This window comes from Rhizobium sp. 01T437 (assembly GCF_056398505.1).
In genome coordinates, this window is record NZ_JBFTPM010000040.1 from 14,101 (window position 1) to 32,404 (window position 18,304).

Annotated in this window: 17 protein-coding genes; 6 read left to right on the forward strand and 11 right to left on the reverse strand. The window is 61.9% G+C overall.

Translation table 11 applies throughout. The annotated features are described in order from the left end of the window. Window positions 1–105: 105 nt before the first annotated feature. Window positions 106–1,335 (forward strand): MFS transporter, encoded by a 1,230-nt coding sequence (locus AC1DM5_RS35120; RefSeq protein WP_477823888.1) that lies wholly within the window; start codon window positions 106–108, stop codon window positions 1,333–1,335. A gap of 126 nt (window positions 1,336–1,461) precedes the next feature. Here the strand turns inward: AC1DM5_RS35120 and AC1DM5_RS35125 are convergent, their stop codons facing one another. The 3 genes from AC1DM5_RS35125 to AC1DM5_RS35135 all read right to left on the reverse strand — a co-directional run bounded on the left by AC1DM5_RS35125 (window position 1,462) and on the right by AC1DM5_RS35135 (window position 3,590). Further along, window positions 1,462–2,214 carry an SDR family oxidoreductase gene (locus tag AC1DM5_RS35125; RefSeq protein ID WP_477823889.1) on the reverse strand — a complete coding sequence of 251 codons (753 nt, stop codon included), beginning with the start codon at window positions 2,212–2,214 and terminating at the stop codon, window positions 1,462–1,464. A gap of 113 nt (window positions 2,215–2,327) precedes the next feature. Next, window positions 2,328–2,732, reverse strand: coding sequence for a cupin domain-containing protein (locus AC1DM5_RS35130; protein ID WP_477823890.1), 405 nt, complete (start codon window positions 2,730–2,732; stop codon window positions 2,328–2,330). 111 nt (window positions 2,733–2,843) lie between these two features. Further along, the gene (locus AC1DM5_RS35135; protein WP_477823891.1) at window positions 2,844–3,590 is read right to left on the reverse strand and encodes an SDR family oxidoreductase; all 747 of its coding nucleotides are present in this window, start codon (window positions 3,588–3,590) and stop codon (window positions 2,844–2,846) included. A gap of 293 nt (window positions 3,591–3,883) precedes the next feature. Between AC1DM5_RS35135 and AC1DM5_RS35140 the strand changes: the two genes are divergently transcribed. Both AC1DM5_RS35140 and AC1DM5_RS35145 read left to right on the forward strand, forming a co-directional pair. Next, window positions 3,884–4,237: an ArsR/SmtB family transcription factor gene (locus AC1DM5_RS35140; RefSeq protein ID WP_477823892.1), complete on the forward strand. Its 354-nt coding sequence runs from the start codon at window positions 3,884–3,886 to the stop codon at window positions 4,235–4,237. After that, window positions 4,227–4,724, forward strand: a complete 498-nt coding sequence (locus AC1DM5_RS35145; RefSeq protein WP_477823893.1) for an SRPBCC family protein — start codon at window positions 4,227–4,229, stop codon at window positions 4,722–4,724. The genes AC1DM5_RS35140 and AC1DM5_RS35145 overlap by 11 nt, the downstream gene beginning before the upstream one ends. Before the next feature lie 95 nt (window positions 4,725–4,819). Here AC1DM5_RS35145 and AC1DM5_RS35150 read toward each other — a convergent pair whose 3' ends face one another. The 5 genes from AC1DM5_RS35150 to AC1DM5_RS35170 form a co-directional block, all read right to left on the reverse strand. After that, window positions 4,820–5,203, reverse strand: coding sequence for a VOC family protein (locus AC1DM5_RS35150; RefSeq protein WP_477823894.1), 384 nt, complete (start codon window positions 5,201–5,203; stop codon window positions 4,820–4,822). A 94-nt stretch (window positions 5,204–5,297) separates the two neighbouring features. After that, window positions 5,298–8,468 carry an efflux RND transporter permease subunit gene (locus AC1DM5_RS35155; protein ID WP_477976824.1) on the reverse strand — a complete coding sequence of 1,057 codons (3,171 nt, stop codon included), beginning with the start codon at window positions 8,466–8,468 and terminating at the stop codon, window positions 5,298–5,300. After that, entirely contained in the window at window positions 8,465–9,907 is a 1,443-nt protein-coding gene (locus tag AC1DM5_RS35160; protein WP_477823896.1) for an efflux RND transporter periplasmic adaptor subunit, read from the reverse strand. Before AC1DM5_RS35160 ends, AC1DM5_RS35155 begins: the two co-directional genes overlap by 4 nt. Next, window positions 9,904–10,278 (reverse strand): FixH family protein, encoded by a 375-nt coding sequence (locus AC1DM5_RS35165; protein ID WP_477823904.1) that lies wholly within the window; start codon window positions 10,276–10,278, stop codon window positions 9,904–9,906. Before AC1DM5_RS35165 ends, AC1DM5_RS35160 begins: the two co-directional genes overlap by 4 nt. Before the next feature lie 161 nt (window positions 10,279–10,439). Then, window positions 10,440–10,823 carry a hypothetical protein gene (locus AC1DM5_RS35170; protein ID WP_477976826.1) on the reverse strand — a complete coding sequence of 128 codons (384 nt, stop codon included), beginning with the start codon at window positions 10,821–10,823 and terminating at the stop codon, window positions 10,440–10,442. A 225-nt stretch (window positions 10,824–11,048) separates the two neighbouring features. On the opposite strand from AC1DM5_RS35170, the gene AC1DM5_RS35175 reads away from it, so the two are divergent. After that, entirely contained in the window at window positions 11,049–12,959 is a 1,911-nt protein-coding gene (locus AC1DM5_RS35175; protein WP_477823898.1) for a TPR end-of-group domain-containing protein, read from the forward strand. Between the two features lie 50 nt (window positions 12,960–13,009). Continuing rightward, window positions 13,010–13,888: a DUF2971 domain-containing protein gene (locus AC1DM5_RS35180; RefSeq protein WP_477823899.1), complete on the forward strand. Its 879-nt coding sequence runs from the start codon at window positions 13,010–13,012 to the stop codon at window positions 13,886–13,888. A gap of 179 nt (window positions 13,889–14,067) precedes the next feature. On the opposite strand, the gene AC1DM5_RS35185 is transcribed toward AC1DM5_RS35180, so the two are convergent. Both AC1DM5_RS35185 and AC1DM5_RS35190 read right to left on the reverse strand, forming a co-directional pair. Continuing rightward, on the reverse strand, window positions 14,068–15,135 hold the full coding sequence (locus tag AC1DM5_RS35185) for a D-alanine--D-alanine ligase family protein (RefSeq protein ID WP_477823900.1): 1,068 nt from the start codon (window positions 15,133–15,135) through the stop codon (window positions 14,068–14,070). Between the two features lie 81 nt (window positions 15,136–15,216). After that, on the reverse strand, window positions 15,217–15,837 hold the full coding sequence (locus AC1DM5_RS35190) for a C39 family peptidase (RefSeq protein WP_477823901.1): 621 nt from the start codon (window positions 15,835–15,837) through the stop codon (window positions 15,217–15,219). A 134-nt stretch (window positions 15,838–15,971) separates the two neighbouring features. Here AC1DM5_RS35190 and pdxR point away from each other — a divergent pair, with 134 nt between their 5' ends. After that, complete coding sequence (gene pdxR, locus AC1DM5_RS35195; RefSeq protein WP_477823902.1) at window positions 15,972–17,471, forward strand: MocR-like pyridoxine biosynthesis transcription factor PdxR; 1,500 nt, start codon at window positions 15,972–15,974, stop codon at window positions 17,469–17,471. Between the two features lie 244 nt (window positions 17,472–17,715). Here the strand turns inward: pdxR and AC1DM5_RS35200 are convergent. After that, a partial coding sequence (locus tag AC1DM5_RS35200; RefSeq protein ID WP_477976828.1) for an autotransporter outer membrane beta-barrel domain-containing protein occupies window positions 17,716–18,304 on the reverse strand: 589 nt, incomplete at its 5' end.

Sequence of the window (18,304 nt, forward strand, 5' to 3'; positions counted from 1 at the left end):
GCATCGCGGTCGCGCCGGAACCTGTGAATTAGCGAGTGTACGACGCGGATCGAGGCTGGCACTTATCAATGCAGCCGCCGAGCGGTGCAGCACAGGAGTTTGAACATGTTCCAAAAGGCCTTCGAACCGCAATGCAAGGCGGTGGCAATCCATTGCACGGATGCGGCGCAACACCGGCGTCGCGGTTTGACGCTGTTTGCGCTGGCGCTCGGAAGCTTCTGCATCGGGACGTCCGAATTCGCCAGCATGGGCGTTCTGCAGCTCTTTGCCGAAAGCCTTGATGTCAGCATTCCGGTGGCAACAAATGCGATCACGGCCTATGCGTTCGGGGTGGTGATCGGTGCCCCTCTTGTCACGCTCGCTGCCGCCCGACTTAACCGGAAGAGCCTGCTTCTGGCATTGCTCGGCCTTTTCGTCGTCGGCAATATGCTCTCCGCGCTTGCCGCCAATCTCGGCATGTTCGCGCTCGCCCGCTTCATTAGCGGTATGCCCCAAGGCGCTTATTTCGGTGCCGGCGCCGTCGTCGCCTCCTATATCGTGGGGCCTGGACATGGCGGCAAGGCCTTTGCCCTCGTCATGACGGGACTGACGATTGCGACCATCATAGGCTCGCCGCTCGCTACCTTTCTTGGCCAGAACCTCGGCTGGCGGAACACCTATTTCGCCGTTGCCGGCACGGGTGTGTTGGCGCTTCTGGCGCTTTGGGCATGGGTGCCGCGGACCGAGGCGCTGGACGGCGGGCCGATCGCACAGGAACTGAGTTCGCTCCGCCGAGGCTCTGTCTGGAACATGATGCTTGTCGCCGCCTTGGGCGTGGCGAGCATCTTCGCCGTCTACACGTTCATCGGACCGTTCGTGGCCGATGTCGCAGTCATCGACAGGGCATGGATCCCGCTGGCGCTGGCCCTCTTCGGTATCGGCATGACGGCAGGGAACCTTATCGGCGGACGTATCGCCGACAGCCACCCTTCGTGGGGGCTCGTCGTTGGCTTCGGCAGTGCGCTCATCGTACTGGCGGTCCTCGCATCGTTCGGAGGAAATGTCGTGCTGCTGATGATCGGCCTCTTCGGTGTCGGCACTACGATGATGATTGCTATCCCTACGATCCAAGTAAGATTGACAAGCTTTGCGCCGGAAGCGCCAACTTTGATGGGCGCCATGAACCTGGCAGCCCTCAACGTCGCCAACGCCATCGGCGCCTGGGCCGGCGGAGCGGCGATCGCGGCCGGATTCGGTCTTCTCTCGGCGGTCTGGGCCGGGTTCCTCTTGACGCTTCTTGGCCTAGTCGTCTTTGCAATCACGCTGCCGCGCGCGCCTCAACTCGCTGCTGCGTGAGGCGGCAACGTACAGTTTAGGAATCGATGGAGATCGAGGCGCGGCTGTCGAGAGCAGAAGAAATCGGTTGCCACGACGGCCATGAAAACACAAAGGCGATGTCAGCTTCGGGCGGGGATTGACGCCCTAACCGGCCATTGACCGGTTCAGCCAGTCTGCGAACCTGATAGGACCAACATGGGCGAGGTGACGCGGTAGCAATGTGTCGTCGTTCAGTTCGACGCCGTAGTAACGCGCGGTCTCGTCGGTGATCACCGGGCGCATGTCTTCGTTGGCTGCGACAAGCATGCGGGCGATTTCATCGAGGGGGAACTGCTCCGGGCCTGCTATTTCCACCGTGTCGTTCAGCGGGGGTTCCAACGCCAGCCGGGTGAGCACGTCAGCGACGTCATCGGCAGCGATCGGCCGCACGGAGGCGGAAGGAAGCCGGATACCGTCATCGCCTGCCGCCATGTCGATCACGCCGCTGATGAACTCGAAGAATTGCGTCGAGTGGACAATCGTATAGGGCCGACGGGCCGCCCTGATCAGGTTTTCCTGCACCATCTTTGCGCGGAAGTAGTCGCTCTCGACGAGGCGAGGGGTCCCGACGATCGACAAAGCGAGATAGTGGCCGACCCCTGCATCTGCGGAGGCGGCCAGCAGATTTCGGGTGGAGGTCCTGAAGAATTCCAAAGCGGAATTGTCTCCGAAGGACGCCGCGTTCGTGACGTCGATGACGGCGTCCGCGCCCGTGAGCGAGGTTCTCAGGCCCTCCCTCGTCACGCTGTTCACCCCGAAAGTGGGGGATGCCAGGACGACTCCGGCGCCCGCCTGCCTGAGGCTTTCAACGAGGCGCGTTCCGATGCGCCCGCTCGCTCCCATGACCGTTACTTTCATCGATCCGCTCCATGTTTTCGTGCCGAGGCTATATCGCAACGATCAAAAGCCGGGCGCGATGCCGGCGCTGGTTCGGCCGGCACCGCAAAAATTCGGCGCTTGGAGGCCGTGCGTCATTTTACCGGCATCACCACCGGAGCGCCCTTTTTCTTGACCAGCACGACGATGAACTTCGCCGGTTTTGTCTTGCTCGCGTTACGGCTGATCAGGTGAATGTCGGAAGGGCCTTCGTAGAACGTATCGCCTGGAGACAGGGTCACTTCCTTTCCTCCTTTGACCTGCATTACGATCGAGCCCTCAAGGACGTAGACGAAGGCGTCCGCCTCGTGCTTGTGAACCGGGGAGGAGCCTCCCGGCCCGTAATCGACCGAGATCATGAGCCCCTCCTTGCCCGGATAGTCCGGAAGGTCTTTGCTCATGAGCGATGTTACTTTTGCAGTGTCCTCGGCGGCGACAGCCAACGTGCCGGAGAGACAGATGCTGGCTGACACCAGCAATGCGGATAGGGCAAAATTCATTGTCGCAACCCTCTTCGTTGCCGTGCGAAAATGCGTTTCGAGCCTGCAAGCCCCCCGCAAGTCATTGAAAGATCGCGTTGCTCGGTTGCCGGGGGCCTCAAGCTATCTCGGCTATTGGGACTGGCGAAACCAATCTGCAAAGCCGATTTTGCCGAGCCTCGCACCCTCGCCGGGCACGAGCGAGCGATCATCCAGCTCAGACCCGAAATAGCGCGCGTGAACATCCGCCTCGACCGTGCGCGGATCATTGATCGCCTTCAGATAGCGGCCGATGATCTCATTCATGCGGAAGCGCTCCGGACCTGCAATTTCGATCATCCCATTGACCGGCCTTGCAAGGGCAACGTCAGCCACGATGTCGGCAACGTCGTCTGACGCTATGGGTTGGAAGGCTGCAGGAGAGAGCCGGGCAACAGTCCCGACGGTCGCTTCATCGGCGATGCCCTTCAAGAACTCCATGAACTGGGTCGAATGAATGATCGTGTATGGGATCGGCGATCCCTTGATGAGCCTCTCCTGGGCAAGCTTGGCCCGGAAATAGCCGTTCTCCGGCAACCGTTCCGATCCGACGATGGACAGGGCGATATGGTGTTTCACGCCGGCGTCGCGCTCTGCGGCGAGCAGATTGCGGCCCGATGTTTCGAAGAATTCCAGGACCGCCTGGTCTTCCCAGGACGGCGAGTTTGCGAGATCGACGACCACCTCGGCGCCGGCCAGCGCGCTCGCCAGTCCTTCCCCGGTAATGGTGTTGACGCCGGTTTTCGGGGATGCGGCCAGCACCTCGTGGCCCTTGTCGCGCAGACGTGCTGCAGTCTTCGTTCCGATGAGGCCGGTGCCTCCGATGAGGACGATTTTCATAACGGGTTCTCCTCCCACGACCCTCTTGGGCCGGAGTTCCAGGCTACGATCGCGAAAGCCGACACAGCCGCGAGAAATTCCATGCTTGGATTAAGTGAAACACATCGACTGTCGTCGCCACGGTCGGCTTCGGCCGAGGGGCGATCTCGCATCGCGGGGGTATATTGTTCCCATATGCGATCAGGGGCAACCATAATTGGCAAAACGCAAAGGCGCTCGATCAGGCAGGATCGCCAACGCAGCCGCTCGGTCCCCTTGCGTGTCGCTCATCCCTGCGCTATACACTGAACCATATGGTTCAGTATTCGAAAGCACGCCTCGATGCCTCGTTTGCCGCGCTCTCGGACGCCACACGACGCGGCGTTCTGGAGCAGCTCGGACGTGCAGACGCGTCGATCACGGACCTTGCCGATAAATTCCAGATGACGCTGACGGGCATGAAGAAGCACGTCGGCGTGCTGGAACAGGCGGGGCTCGTCACCACGGAGAAGGTCGGGCGCGTGCGCACCTGCAAGCTCGGTGCGCGCCGGCTGGAGGAAGAGGCGGCATGGATCGAGAGCTACCGCCAGCTCTGGGACGCACGCTTCGACGCATTGGACAAGGTTATCGAGGAACTGAAACAGAAGGAGAAGGACGATGGAGAGTAAGCCTATCCCCACGAAGAACCCCACGACGGTGGAACGGACGTCCGAACGTGAACTCGTCGTTAGGAGAACCTTCGACGGCCCGGTACATATCGTGTTTGCGGCGTGGACCAAGCCAGAGCTGTTCATGCGGTGGTGGGCGCCGAAGTCGATGGGCGTGCCCATGCTTTCCTGCGACATGGATGTTCGCGTCGGAGGCGGCTACCGTATTGCGTTTGGCCACGATGCCTCGAGCGCCATGGAATTCTTCGGCAAGTATCTCGAAGTGATACCGAACGCGCGCCTTGTCTGGACGAATGAGGAAAGTGATGACGCTGCCATCACCACGGTGACCTTCGAGGAAAAAGGCGGCAAGACGCTGCTGGTCCTGCACGAACTCTATCCCTCGAAGGAAGCGTTCGACGCCAATTCCGGGGCGGAGGGCGGGATGCCCGAGCAGTTCGAGCAACTGGACGAGCTTCTCGTTGCCCTCGGCGTGGGAGGGGCGTGACGTCGCCGATCGCGCGGGTGCGCGGCGGAGGATGAGACAATGCAGTCCAATATGAAGATCGACGCCTTGTAAATTTCAGGGCCGCCGCTGCGCAGCTATTTTTTCGGCGGCTCAAACAATTCGATGGCATTGCCCGAGGGGTCGTCGACGAGGATCTGCTTGCCGCCAAATCCGGTGACGATGTCGTTGCGAAATCTGGCGCCTGATGTCCGCAGGCGTTGGACCTCGTCTTCGATATTTTCGACCTCTATCTGGATGCGGTTCCATCCGCCGGGCTCAGGCCGGCGTCCATCCGGCATGGGCTGAGAGGCGCCGCCTGGCCCCGTCGTGCCGTTCACGAGCAGGCGAAGATCGCCTCTGGTGAGCATGGCGAAGCTCGGAGCCGGATGCATGGTGAGCGCGAAGCCGAGCGACTGCGTATAAAATGCAATCGCTGCATCGACGTCGTCGACGATATAACGAACGCTGACAGTAGCCATATCAGTTCCTCCTTCGGATAAGGTAGGGTGGCGGCAGCGGCAGCAAAGACTTCGGCAGTATGCCAGTCATATCGTTCATCATCGCATCCTCCTTTCATTCGGCGGCCTCAAGACTGCGCTCGTCTTCCTCGATGGACCGGCCGTCCGAGGACGAGGTCGGCAGTCCCCATCCTTTGACCAGGCCGTAGACTGCAGGGATGACGATCAGCGTCAACAGCGTCGACGACACCATGCCGCCGATCATCGGCACCGCGATGCGCTGCATGATCTCCGATCCGGTTCCCGTCCTCCAGAGTATCGGGACGAGACCGGCCATGATGGCGACGACGGTCATCATCTTCGGCCGGACGCGCTCGACCGCGCCGACCATGATCGCCCGATTGAGATCCAGCTTCGAGAAGGAACGACCTTCCCGTTCGCAGGCTTCGCGTTGCTCCTTCATGGCGTGGTCGAGATAGATCAGCATGATCACCCCGGTCTCGGCCGCGACGCCGGCAAGCGCGATGAAGCCGACGGCGACCGCCACCGAGGCGTTGAAGCCCATCCACCACATCAGCCAGATACCGCCGACCAGCGCGAAGGGCAGCGACAGCATGACGATGACAGTTTCCGTCAAAGCTTTGAAGTTCAGGTAGAGCAGCAGGAAGATCAGCGCCAGAGTCAGGGGGACGACGATCGCCAGTCGAGCTTCGGCCCGCTGCAGATATTCGAACTGACCGCTCCAGGCGACGGAATAGCCTGACGGCAGCTTCACGCTTTTTGCGACCGCTTGCTGGGCCTCGGCAACATAGCCGCCGAGGTCGCGGTTGGCGATGTCGACATAGACATAGACGGCGAGCTGGCCGTTCTCGGTGCGGATCGTCGTCGCGCCACGGGTCAGCTTGACATCGGCCACCTCGCCGAGCGGAACCGTTCCACCGCCGGGCAGCGAGATCTGCACATCCCTGGCGATCGACTGCGGATCGCTGCGGAAGGTTCTCGGATAGCGGATCGCCACACCGTAGCGCTCGCGCCCCTCGACGGCCGTGGTCACGACCTCGGAGCCGAGTGCCATACCGACCACGCTCTGGACGTCGTTGACCGTCAGCCCATAGCGGCCGAGCGCGGTGCGGTCCGGAACGATGTCGAGAAAATAGCCGCCGATCACCCGTTCCGCGTAGGCGCTCGACGTTCCGGGTACGGTCTTCAGCACGCTCTCGATCTGGCGGGCGATCTTCTCCATTTCGCCGAGATCGGTGCCGTAGACCTTCACGCCGACTGGCGTCCTGATCCCGGTCGACAACATGTCGATGCGGCCGCGGATCGGCATGGTCCAGGCGTTGGAGACGCCGGGAAACTGCAGCGCCGTGTCCATCTCCTGCTTGAGGCTGTCAACGGTCACGCCCGGCCGCCACTCCGATTTCGGCTTCAGGGTGATGATCGTCTCGAACATCTCCGTCGGCGCCGGATCGGTGGCGGTAAGCGCCCGCCCGGCCTTGCCGAACACGCTCTGCACTTCGGGGAAGGACTTGATGATGCGGTCCTGCGTCTGCATCAGCTCGGCCGCCTTGGTGACGGATATGCCGGGCAGGGTGGTCGGCATGTACATCAACGTGCCCTCGTCGAGATTGGGCATGAACTCGCTGCCGATGTGCTGCGCAGGCCAGACGGTCGCCGCCAGGATGGCGACGGCGGCCAGGATGGTCGGTGTCTTTATCTTGAGGACGCCTGATATGACCGGGCGGTAGACCCAGATGAGGAACCTGTTCAGCGGGTTCTTATGTTCGGGGACGATATGTCCCCGGACGAACAGAACCATCAGGGCCGGCACCAGCGTCACCGAGAGCAGTGCGGCGGCGGCCATCGAGAAGGTCTTGGTGAAAGCGAGCGGCCCGAAGAGGCGGCCCTCCTGCGATTCAAGTGTGAAGATCGGCAGGAAGGAGACCGTGATGATCAGCAGGCTGAAGAACAGCGCCGGGCCAACCTCGCTCGCCGCCTCGACGAGGATCTCCACTCGCGACTTGTCAGGTGGCGCACGTTCGAGATGCTTGTGGGCGTTCTCGATCATGACAATGGCCGCGTCGATCATCGCACCGATGGCAATCGCAATGCCGCCGAGGCTCATGATGTTCGCGCCGATGCCCAGCAGCTTCATGGCGATGAAGGCGATCAGGATGCCGACCGGCAACATGATGATCGCGACCAGCGCGCTGCGTACGTGCAGGAGGAAGGCGATCGTCACCAACGCGACGACGATGGATTCCTCCACCAGCGTTCCCTTCAGGGTCTCGATCGCTGCCTCGATCAGGGTCGAGCGGTCGTAGACGGGCACGATCTCCGTACCTGGCGGCAGGCTGCCCTTGATCGATTCCATGTTTTTCTTGGCATTGTCGATCACCGTGAGGGCATTTGCTCCGAAGCGCTGCAGCACGATGCCGCCCGCCACTTCGCCCTCGCCATTGAGCTCGGTGATGCCGCGCCGCTCGTCCGGGACGAGCTCCACCCTGGCGACGTCGCCGAGGCGCAGCGGCACGCCATTCCGGCTCTTCAGCACGATGTTCTCGATGTCGGGGATGCCCTTCAGGTAGCCGCGGCCCCGGACCATGAACTCGAACTCGGACAGCTCGACGGTCCGGCCGCCGACGTCCGTATTGCTGGCGCGCACGGCGCCGGCGACGTCTTCGAGCGAGACGCCCTGCGCCTTCATGCGGGCAGGATTGACGACGATGGAATATTGCTTCACGAAGCCGCCGACGCTTGCGACCTCGGCCACGCCCTCCGACTTGGAGACGCCGAAGCGCACGACCCAATCCTGCAGCGAGCGCAGTTCGGCGAGCGACAGTTCCTTGGCGACGAGGGCGTATTCGTAGACCCAGCCGACGCCTGTCGCGTCGGGTCCCAGCGTCGGTGTGACGCCCTGCGGCAGGCGGCTCGACGCTGCATTCAGGTATTCGAGGACACGGCTGCGCGCCCAGTAGGGATCGGTGTCGTCGTCGAAGATCACATAGACGAAGGACACGCCGAAGAAGGAGAAGCCGCGCACGACCTTCGACTTCGGCACCGTCAGCATTGACGTCGTCAGCGGATAGGTGACCTGGTCCTCGACCACCTGCGGGGCCTGTCCCGGATATTCGGTGTAGACGATGACCTGCACGTCGGAGAGGTCGGGAATGGCGTCGAGCGGAAGGGAGCGCAGCGCATACACGCCGCCTGCCACGGCAAGTGCTGCGCCGACGAAGATCAGGACGAGATTGTGGGCGGACCAGGAGATGACGCGGGCGATCATGGCTTGTCCTCTTCGGTCATGGCGCTGAGGGCCGAATTCAGGTTGCTTTCGGCATCGAGCAGAAAATTGGCCGAGACGACTACCTTGTCGCCGGCGGCGACGCCCTGCCTGATTTCCGTACTGTCGTCACCGCGTAGGCCGAGCTTGACGTCCCTCGGTTCGAACCGTCCGTCGCCCTTGTCGATGAACACCACCTGGCGGTCGCCGGTGTCGACGACGGCGCTGTTGGGAACCGAGACGACGGGGCTGGGAGCGCCGGCCTCGATGTCGACGTCGGCATACATGTTGGCCAGCAGCAGGTCATCGGGATTGGGAAGCTCGATGCGAACCTTCGTCGTCCGTGTCTGCATATCGACCTGCGGATAGATCAGATCGACGACACCCTTGAACGTCCTGCCGGGAAGGCTCCTGATGGTGACATTGACCTCGGCTCCGTTGCGCACGGATGCCAGATCATATTCTGGCACGTCTGATATCACCCACATGTTTGAAATATCGGCGATGCGGAAGAGCACGTCGCCGGGTTTGGCCATCATGCCCGTCGTCGCCATGCGTTCGAGAACGATGCCGTCGCGCGGGGCGGTGTAGCTCATGCTCGTCGGCACCTGGCGTGTCCGGGCGATGCCGTCGATGACTTCCTGCGGGACGCCGAGGTTCTTCAGGCGTAGCGCCGAGCCGGCATCGTCGCTGCCGCGCGAACCGTCGCGGCCGGCAGCGTATTCGGAGGCGGCGGTGGCTATTTCCCTGGAGTAGAAGCGGAAGAGCGTCTCGCCTTTGCCGATATGGTCGCCCGTCGTGACATCAGCGACATCGTCGACGAAGGAATCGGTGCGCATCGAGATGATGCTGACAAGGCGTTCGTCGAGCGTCACTGTGCCGGGCACCCGTATCTTGCGGCTGATACTGGCCATCGCAGCCTCGGCCGTCTTCACGCCGGTCCGCTGCAGCTTGCCGAGCGAGACCTTCACGGTCGAGGCGTCGGGCTGCTCGCCCTCATAGACGGGGATGTAGTCCATGCCCATGGAATCCTTCTTCGGCACCTTCGACGTGTCGGGCAGTCCCATGGGATTGCGGTAGTAGAGGATGCGTCCATCCGCGGCCGCTGCGGAGGCAGGGGCAGGGGCAGGGGCAGGGGCAGGGGCCTTTACCTTGTCGTCGAAGCTCACGTCCTCGCTCGCATGCACAGCGACGAATGGCCGGCCATCCCCGGTGGTTTTCGGGGGCGCCGAGAACTGCGGCAGGCTGTCGGGGTGCCGGTAGTAGATAACCGCGCCCACGCCAGTCGGAACGGAGCCCGGAGCAGCCGGCGTGGCGAGCGCCGTCTCGACCGGGTCGAGGCCGACGATGGAGGCCAAATTGTTGGTGCCAGCCCAATAGCCTCCCCCGCCGAGCAATACGGCGAGGGAGAGCGTGACTGCCACGCGCGATGGCGTGCTCAAGGGACCGCCTTCAGCACGAGTTCGCCCTGGACGGTGTCCGGTTCGCCCTGGACCTTGGCGGCGAGCTTGAAGCGCCAGCTGCCGGCCATGGTGAAGTCGGTCTTGAAGGCGTAGACGCCGGGCTCCGTCGACGTTGTTGCCTGGACGGGCGTCGTCATCATCTCCATGCCCTCAGGGGCCATGTCCATTCGGGTGGTGAAGATGACGGCGTCGGAAACCGGCTTGCCGGTCCGCTTGTCGACCAGGCGGACGGAGACCGGCGATCCCTGGCCCTGCTTGACGTTGCTCGAAACCGGCTGGAACTCGTAGTCCTGCGCGCCTGCGAAGGAAACGGTCGGGGAGCCGGCGACCAGAAGGCTGGCGAGGAGCATCGCTCCTGCTGAAAAAGAAGTCTTGTTCATGATCGGTGATCTCTTCTCGGGACGGATCTCCAGATCGCGTCCTCGGGTCAAAATTGATGGCCATCGGATACGGACGGACGCAGTCAGGCGTCCGGCGTGAACCGCGGGCGTGTTTCAAGAATGAATTGAGATCAGGCTTTCGGAGGTCGGGCCGGGGGCTCGATCAGCGCCGACGTCAGTTGCGCGGCGGGTATCAGGTCGTAGCGTTGGGACTGCCAGGAGATTGCGAAGGACCAGCCATGGTCATCTGGCGCGTGGGCAGAGATGGACGTCGTGCAGACCAGCGCCAGCAGACAACCCTTGGCGCAGTCCGGCTTGACAGGTTGCTTCTTTGGGCAGCAGGGCATGTCTTCGGCCATCTTCATGCCGGACATGTCGCTGCTCATTGCTTTCATGGTGACCGGCGCGGAGGACGCCGTGGCGCTGCCTGCCAGCCCGATGCTCATCGGGCCGACGACGACCGCGAGCATGGCGACAAGCAGGAACAGGCGATGGACGGTCCGCAGGAGAGTCATGATGAAATAGTGGCACGACGCCTCCCGGATTGGAAGCCGGGCTCACGGACATGTGTTGTGACAGACAGTTCGGGCGAGACGAATGCTCGTCGCTGGCGCGAGGTCGGTTGCTCCGAAAACGGTGCTCGGGTTCGCTCGCTTGTCTCCACTGCCGGAATGTGATGGACTGCTTGAGGGGAAAACCGGTTTTTTGCCGTAAGCACCCAACTCCACAGGTACGGTTCTATGCGCAAACTGGCTGCCGTTCTCTGTATCGATGTCGCCGGCTACAGCAAGCTGATGGGACGCGACGAGGCTGGCACGCTTTCGCGCGTCAAGGCGGCGTTTGCGGCATTTGATCCTGCATTGGCGCGCTGCCATGGTCGCATCGTCAAGCTGATGGGCGACGGTGCCCTCATCGAGTTTGCGAGCGCAGTCGATGCGGCGGTGTGCGCCATTGCGCTTCAAAACACGGCTTCTGCAACCGACCCGACGCTTCGCTTCCGCATGGGGCTCAATCTGGGCGATGTGATCGTCGATGACGGCGATCTCTTCGGGGAGGGGGTCAATATTGCAGCGCGGCTGCAGGCGCTCGCCCAGCCGGGCGGTATCGTGCTCTCCGAAACGGTGCGCGAACACGTGGCGGGAAAATTGAATGTCGCGCTAGAAGACCTCGGGACGATCTCGCTCAAGAATATCGAGCGCCCCATCCGTGCCTTCGCCATCCAGGGCGAGGCGCCGGCACAGGCTGGAGTGAGCCGCGAGCGGATCGGCATCTGCGTCCTGCCTTTCGCCAATATCGGCGGCGATCCGGAGCAGGACTATTTCAGCGCAGGCGTGACCGAGGACATCATCATTGATCTCAGCAAGCTCTCGGCCCTGACGGTCGTTTCCCGCGCGACATCCTTCAGCATCAAGGCCCAGAGCGCGCGGGCAATCGCCCAGCAGCTCAATGTGGCCTATATACTCGAGGGCAATGTGCGCAAGGCAGGTGAACGGATCCGCCTCTCCGCCCAGCTGATCGACGGGGCGAACGAAACAACCGTCTGGGCCGAGCGCTTCGACCGGGACATCAAGGACGTGCTGGTGCTGCAGGCGGACCTTGCCAAATCCGTCGTCGAGGCACTGAGACTGCGCCTGTTGCCTTCGGAGCGCCAGGCGCTGGAGCGCGCGGGTCCGACTGACCCCGAAGCGTACAAGCTGTTCCTTCTGGCACGGGAATACAATATCAGCGGCTCGGAGCGACACCTGCCGCTGATCATCCGCCTCTGCCGGCGCGTATGCGAGTTGGAGCCGGGCAATGCACGCGCCTGGGCTCTTCTCGGCGAAACGCTCAATCGCCAGAGGCGCAGCGTCGGCGGCGACGAGACGGGTGAGTTCGAAATCGATCGCGCCCTCGAACTCGATCCCGAACTCGCCAGTGCCCATGCCGGAAAGGCCTTGCTGTTTCTTTACAGGGGACAGTTCGAAGAAGCCGAACGCCAAAGTGCAATCGCTCTGCGGCTCGATCCCGATGACTATGCCGCCAACGTCGCCGCCGGGCGCACCTTCATCATGCAGCACCGGTACGATGATGCCATAGGCCATTTCGAGCGGGCCGCAGCACTGGCGCCTGGAGACTATAATGCAGCCGCCATGGTCATCCAGTGCTACCAGGGCAAGGGCGACGAGCAGGCAGCGCTCGACGCCTGCCGCCGTGCGCTGGTGCGCATCGAGCGCATCGTGGCTGCCGAGCCCGACCATAGCGGCGCGATCGGGCATGGGGCCGGCATCCTGGCACTCCTCGGCGATCACGAGCGAGCCCGCGAATGGGCATCGCGTGCCAGCCTGCTCGAGCCTGATAATATACAGCTCCAGTCAAACCTCGTCTGCGCCTGGGCGATCAGCGGCGATGCGCAAGCCGCACTTGACGTGCTCGAGCGCATAGCACCGAAGATGAGCCCGGAATTGCTGGTATGGATGGAAAACGACAACGACCTAGACAGCTTGCGCCCGCTGCCGCGTTTTTCTGAGATCATGCTCGCGGCAAAGACCCATCTTCGGGATCAGGCTTCTCTCGGAGAGGATAGGGGAATTCACTCGCCCGAATCGTATCGGCTGGAAAGGAAGAAGGGGTCTGACCGTCCCAAAACCGGAGTATCGCCCGATCCTAGGTGAAAGACACGGAAGACGAGGATTCTAATTTATCTAGAAAGAATTCAAAGACGATGATAAAATTTCAGCACTACCTGGAGTATTTTAACAAGAGCTCCGTCGGCGGCCCGGACGCCTTTCCTAATTTTCCACTTTATCACTACACCAATTCCTCCGGAATGCGCGGCATTGTCGAGGATAATCTTCTGTGGCTAACCCACTTCAGATTTTTGAACGACTATTCCGAAAGAGCTTGGGGCTACCAGGTATTATTTGAGCGCATCCGCGAGCGATTTAAAGATGTAGACGACGCCGATTTTAGAAACGGCATTGAAAAACTAATTGATATAATTTCGCAAAATTACGACTTGCTCAGCGCGCATGTATTTTGCCTATCCGCCGAACGCAACTCACTCAATCAATGGCGCTACTATGGCGGCGACATTGCCTACTCTCTTGGCTTCGATACGACGAAATTTGCCTCAGATAACTATTTCGTCCAGGCGTATAAAATTATTTATAAGTACGAGCATCAGATCGCATTCGTTGATCAAGTTATCGATGTTGTCGACCAATACTACCAGGATCACAAGGCCGAACTTGAAAACGACGATGAGGTTGAGGATTTCATGCGGATGATTTCTTCGACAGTTTCCTACTCAATTATGAGATTGAAAAACCCAGCCTTCGAAGCGGAGCAAGAGTGGCGACTCGTCTATATGAACATTGACGAACATAATCAGGAGCGCCTTAAGTTCCGAAACGGCAGATGGGGAATGGTCCCCTATATCGAAATGAAACCGCCGCTCGCCTCGATCAACTTGCCGATTACAGAAATAATGGTTGGCCCGTCCCCTCATGCTGAAACGGCGCAACATTCACTTTCGATGTTCCTCGACGTACTAGGCCGGAAGGGTATCAAACTATCTCGTTCAACGATTCCAATCCGCTGACCAAGCGTCGTGTGGGAAGGCTACCTCGCAGCCAAGTTGGAGAACCTTGAACGCATGTTCGGCGATTTGGCAAACATTAAAATCATCAGGCTCGGCAAGCAACAATTTGTCGTTTGCTGAGCCTGTGCTGCCGCGGCTACCGGAGCCGCGGCAGTGAATTGAATGGTCTCTTTCTTAAGTTAAGCCCCTCTGGCCAGCCCATGCTCCACCAGCCGGTCGATGACCTCGGCGTAAGCGACGCCGCTTGCGGCCATCGCCTTGGAATACATGCTGATATCGGTGAAACCCGGAATGGTGTTCACCTCGTTGACGACGAAGCGCATGTCTTCCATCAGGAAGAAATCGACGCGGGCCATGCCGTCGCAGCCGAGTGCGCGGAAGGCGCGGGCGGCCATGTCGCGGATCCTGGCTTCGACATCGGCGGGAAGCTCCGCCGGCACTTTCAGGGCGGCACCGTTCTCGTCGAGATATTTGGCGGTGTAGCTGTAGAAGCCGTGGCTTTCGGCGGGCGCGATCTCGCCGGGGCGGGAGACGAAGAGGCCGCCTTTGACATCTTCCAGCACGCTGCATTCGATCTCGCGCCCGGCAATGAATTCCTCGGCGATGAGCTTGCGGTCGTGGCTGAAGGCTTCGGCAAGGGCGGGGGCGAATTCCTGGCTGCCCGAGACTTTTCGCACGCCGACGGAGGAGCCCTGGCGGGCTGGCTTGATGAAGAGCGGCAGGCCGAGCGCGCCTTCGAGGGTTTCGAGCGTCGGGGGGGCGGCCTGATCGAGCGTCACCGAGCGGGCCACCGGCAGGCCGGCGGCCTTCAGCAGCTGCTTGGCGATATCCTTGTCGAGCGCGGTGGCCGAGCCCAGAATGCCGCAGCCGGCAAGCGGCACGCGCGCCACCTGGCAGAGGCCCTGGACGGCGCCGTCCTCTCCATGCAGCCCATGCAGCACCGGGAAGACGATATCGACCTTGCCGGCTTCGGCCGCCTTTCCATCGGGCGCGATCGCCAGCAAGCGGCCACGCCCGCCGGGCACGAGGCAAAGCTCGGTGCCCGTTTCCGGCTTCTCAAGCTCGCCATCGGCAAAGCGGCTTTGCAGCCAGCGGCCGTCGCGTGTCACGAAGACGGGCAGGGCGTCGTATCTTTCCGGGTCGAGCGCGCGCATCACATTGGTCGCCGACATGACGGATACGTCGTGCTCGCTGGAACGGCCGCCGAAGAGCACGGCGATGCGCAGCCTGGATTGGGAAGGGCTCATGCAAATCTCCTTGAAAAGTAAGCAATTCCAGCAAAAGTGTGCAGCGGTTTTTGCGTCCGGAATTGCGCGAAAACAAAGCCTCTAAAGGCTGACCGCGATGCCTCTGTTGGCAAAGAATCGGTCGAAGGTGGCGAGCGGTAGGGTGACATCGGCCTGGCTGGCGCGGTCATGGCCGGAGGGATTGTGGAAGCGCACGCTCTCTTCATCGGCCGCCGTCACCAGCACCAGATGGCCACCCTTGCCAGGCGGTTCGCGCTCCGGCCAGCGGATGGCGCTGCTGACCGAGGCGATGAAGAAGCTGTTCTCTGCGAGGATTTCGGGAATGGTTTGCGCCTGCACCTGTGTCCTCACGTCGGCGACAAGCCCAAAGCGCTCGCGCACGAAGGTCACGAAGGGCGCATAGATCAGCCCCTTGATCGAGGCGTCCGCCTCGTTGATCACATAGCCGCCATAGGTGGTGCAGGCCCTTGCGAGCGAGAGGATCGGATGCGCCTCGCCGCGGGCGGCCAGGATCATCTTCAGGCAGGCCATGCCGCAGACGTTCACCGCCCAGCGCGCATATTCCTCAATCGTCTCGGCCCCGGAATTCTTCCACCTGACATCGCGGTGCAGGGCGGCGGCGCCTTCGGCCAGCACGGGCAGGGTCATCTCCGGCGTTTCCCACTGGCTGAAATAGGGCACGTCGAGTTTTGGTTGGTTCATGTCGTCTCCGTCAGGCACTGCGATTGGCGAATCCGCTTGAAAGTGGCTCAATCTAAATGCATTTTGGTGTATCTTTGAAGATCCACTTTGCTCGTGGCGTGTGGGCCACTTGAACCAGCCATTGGGGAAGTTTCATGACGCTGACGAGAAGACGTGAAGGACCATCGGCTTCCTTCCGGCCCACGATCGATCCGTCCTCATCAGCGCCTTTGCCGCGCCAGCTCTATCTCTCGCTGCGCAACGCCGTCGCTGAGGGGCGGTTGACCGGCGGGCAGCGGCTGCCCTCGACGCGGCTTGCCTCGGCGGAATGGGTGATCTCGCGTGGCGTCATTGCCGAGGCCTATGAGATCCTGATGTCAGAGGGCTTTGCGGTCGCCCGCCACGGCTCCGGCACCTATATCGCCTCGTCCATCCCCGAAGGTGCGGCACGCACCGATCCATCCGGCGCAGGCAGTGCGCAGGCGATCCGCCGCGGCGTCTCGGCCGCTGCCACTGCTATCCTCACACGAGGCCCAAGCCTCGAGCCGCAGAAGGCGCTGCCATTCGTCACCGGCCGCATCGCCCATGACGAGCGCACGGCGCGGCTTCTGAACCGTATTGCCGTCAGGCACATGAACTATGCTTTCGAAGGCTATGGCGATATCCAGGGCGAAAGGGCGCTGAGGGCGGCGATCAGCGTGCATCTCGCCGTCTCGCGCGGCGTGCGCTGCAGCCCCGACCAGATCTTCATCACAGCGGGAACGCAGCAGGCGCTCGACCTTGCCTTCCGCGTGTTGATGACGCCGGGCGATACGGCCGTCGTCGAAGATCCGTGCTATCCGCCGGCCCGGCAATGCCTGGCGCTGAACGGCATCGATGTCGTTGGGCTGCCGGTCGACGCTGACGGCATCGATATCACGCGGCTGCTTGACGGCACGCTGCCTCCGCCGGCCGCCTTCTACGTGACACCCTCCAATCAATATCCGGTCGGTTCCGTCCTCTCGCTCTCGCGCCGTCTCGGGCTTCTCTCTTATGCCGAGGAGAACGACTGCTGGATCATCGAGGATGATTACGACAGCGAATTCCGCTACCAGGGCCACCCGATCGCCTCGCTGCACGGCCTCGATAAGGCGGGCCGCGTTCTCTACACCGGCACTTTCAGCAAGGCGCTGCTGCCGAGCCTGCGCATCGGCTATCTCGTCGTCCCCGCCGATCTCGTGCCCGCCTTCCGCGCCGTGCGCCCCGCCGTCGACCGCTGCCCGCCGAGTTTCCAGCAGCGGGTGATCGCCGATTTCCTGGAGGAGGGCTATTTTCCGGCGCATCTGCGGCGTCTCAGGGAACGGCTGCGGGCGTCGCGCGATATGCTGGCCGGGTTTCTGGGGGAGCGGTTGGCGGAGCATGTGGCGGTGCTGCTGCCGGATCAGGGGATCAATCTGACGGTTCGCAGTAAGGGTGGCTGGGATGATGACACGGCTGTTTCCGCTGCGGCGCTGAAGAAGGGTGTCGTGGTGATGCCGCTGTCAAGGATGAATGTGGTTTCGACGGACCGGTCGCGGCTGCTGCTCGGGTTTTCCGGGCTTTCCGAGGAGGAGGCGGATATCGGGACGCGGATACTTGCGGAGGTGTTCGGGGACGGGGCGTTTGTAAAGGGGTAGGTTCGAGCTCTTGCGGTGCTGAAGACCCCGCCCCAAACCCCTCCCCACAAGGGGGAGGGGCTTAATCTGCCGCACCCGCTTTCCACATCTTCAACGTTTCGGGAGGAGTGTAGCGCTGCCCCAGGTTAGCCCCTCCCCCTTGTGGGGAGGGGTTTTAACGTGGCAAAGACCTTAATTGTCGACAAATCATAAGGTTTCGGAGGCTTCCGACGCCATTTATGGAGATTGGCCGCTTCCGCCGCCTTTACCACTTCACGCGGAAGCCGGCAGTGCCGCTAAGCGCATAGCTGTCGCCGAAATCTTTCAGCGAGGATTTCGCGGCGACCTCGCCATAGAGCGAATAGCGCTCGTCGTTCCAATTGTAAGAGCCGCCAAGCGTCAGGCCTGCCCAGACCGGATCGTTCCTCGTTTCGAAACCAGTGCCGGAGACATCGACTGCTGCGCCATCCAGGAACTCGCCGTAGAGATTGGCAATGCCGTAGATTTTTGCCCGCGCCGTCTGGCCATCGGCCCGCTGCCAGCTCTCTTCGCGGTCGAGCGCCATCCCGAGCCGGCCGACCAGACTGTCGCCGTCATCAAGCGAAACCCGCGCGCCGAACCGGTCGTTGAACGTGTCGAAATCGACGGAGGAATAGACGAGTTGCGCCTGGGGCGTGATCGACCAGGATCCGGAGGCTGCCAAACGCCTGCCGGCCTCGAGGCTGAGCGCATAGCCGAAGCCATTGTTGCCGTTCTCCATGGCGCCGTCGACGAGATCGGATTTCAGGTCGCTGTCATACCAGGTGGCCTGGCTCTGCGCGTCGACATAGGTGCCGTTCTCGCCATACCACGTG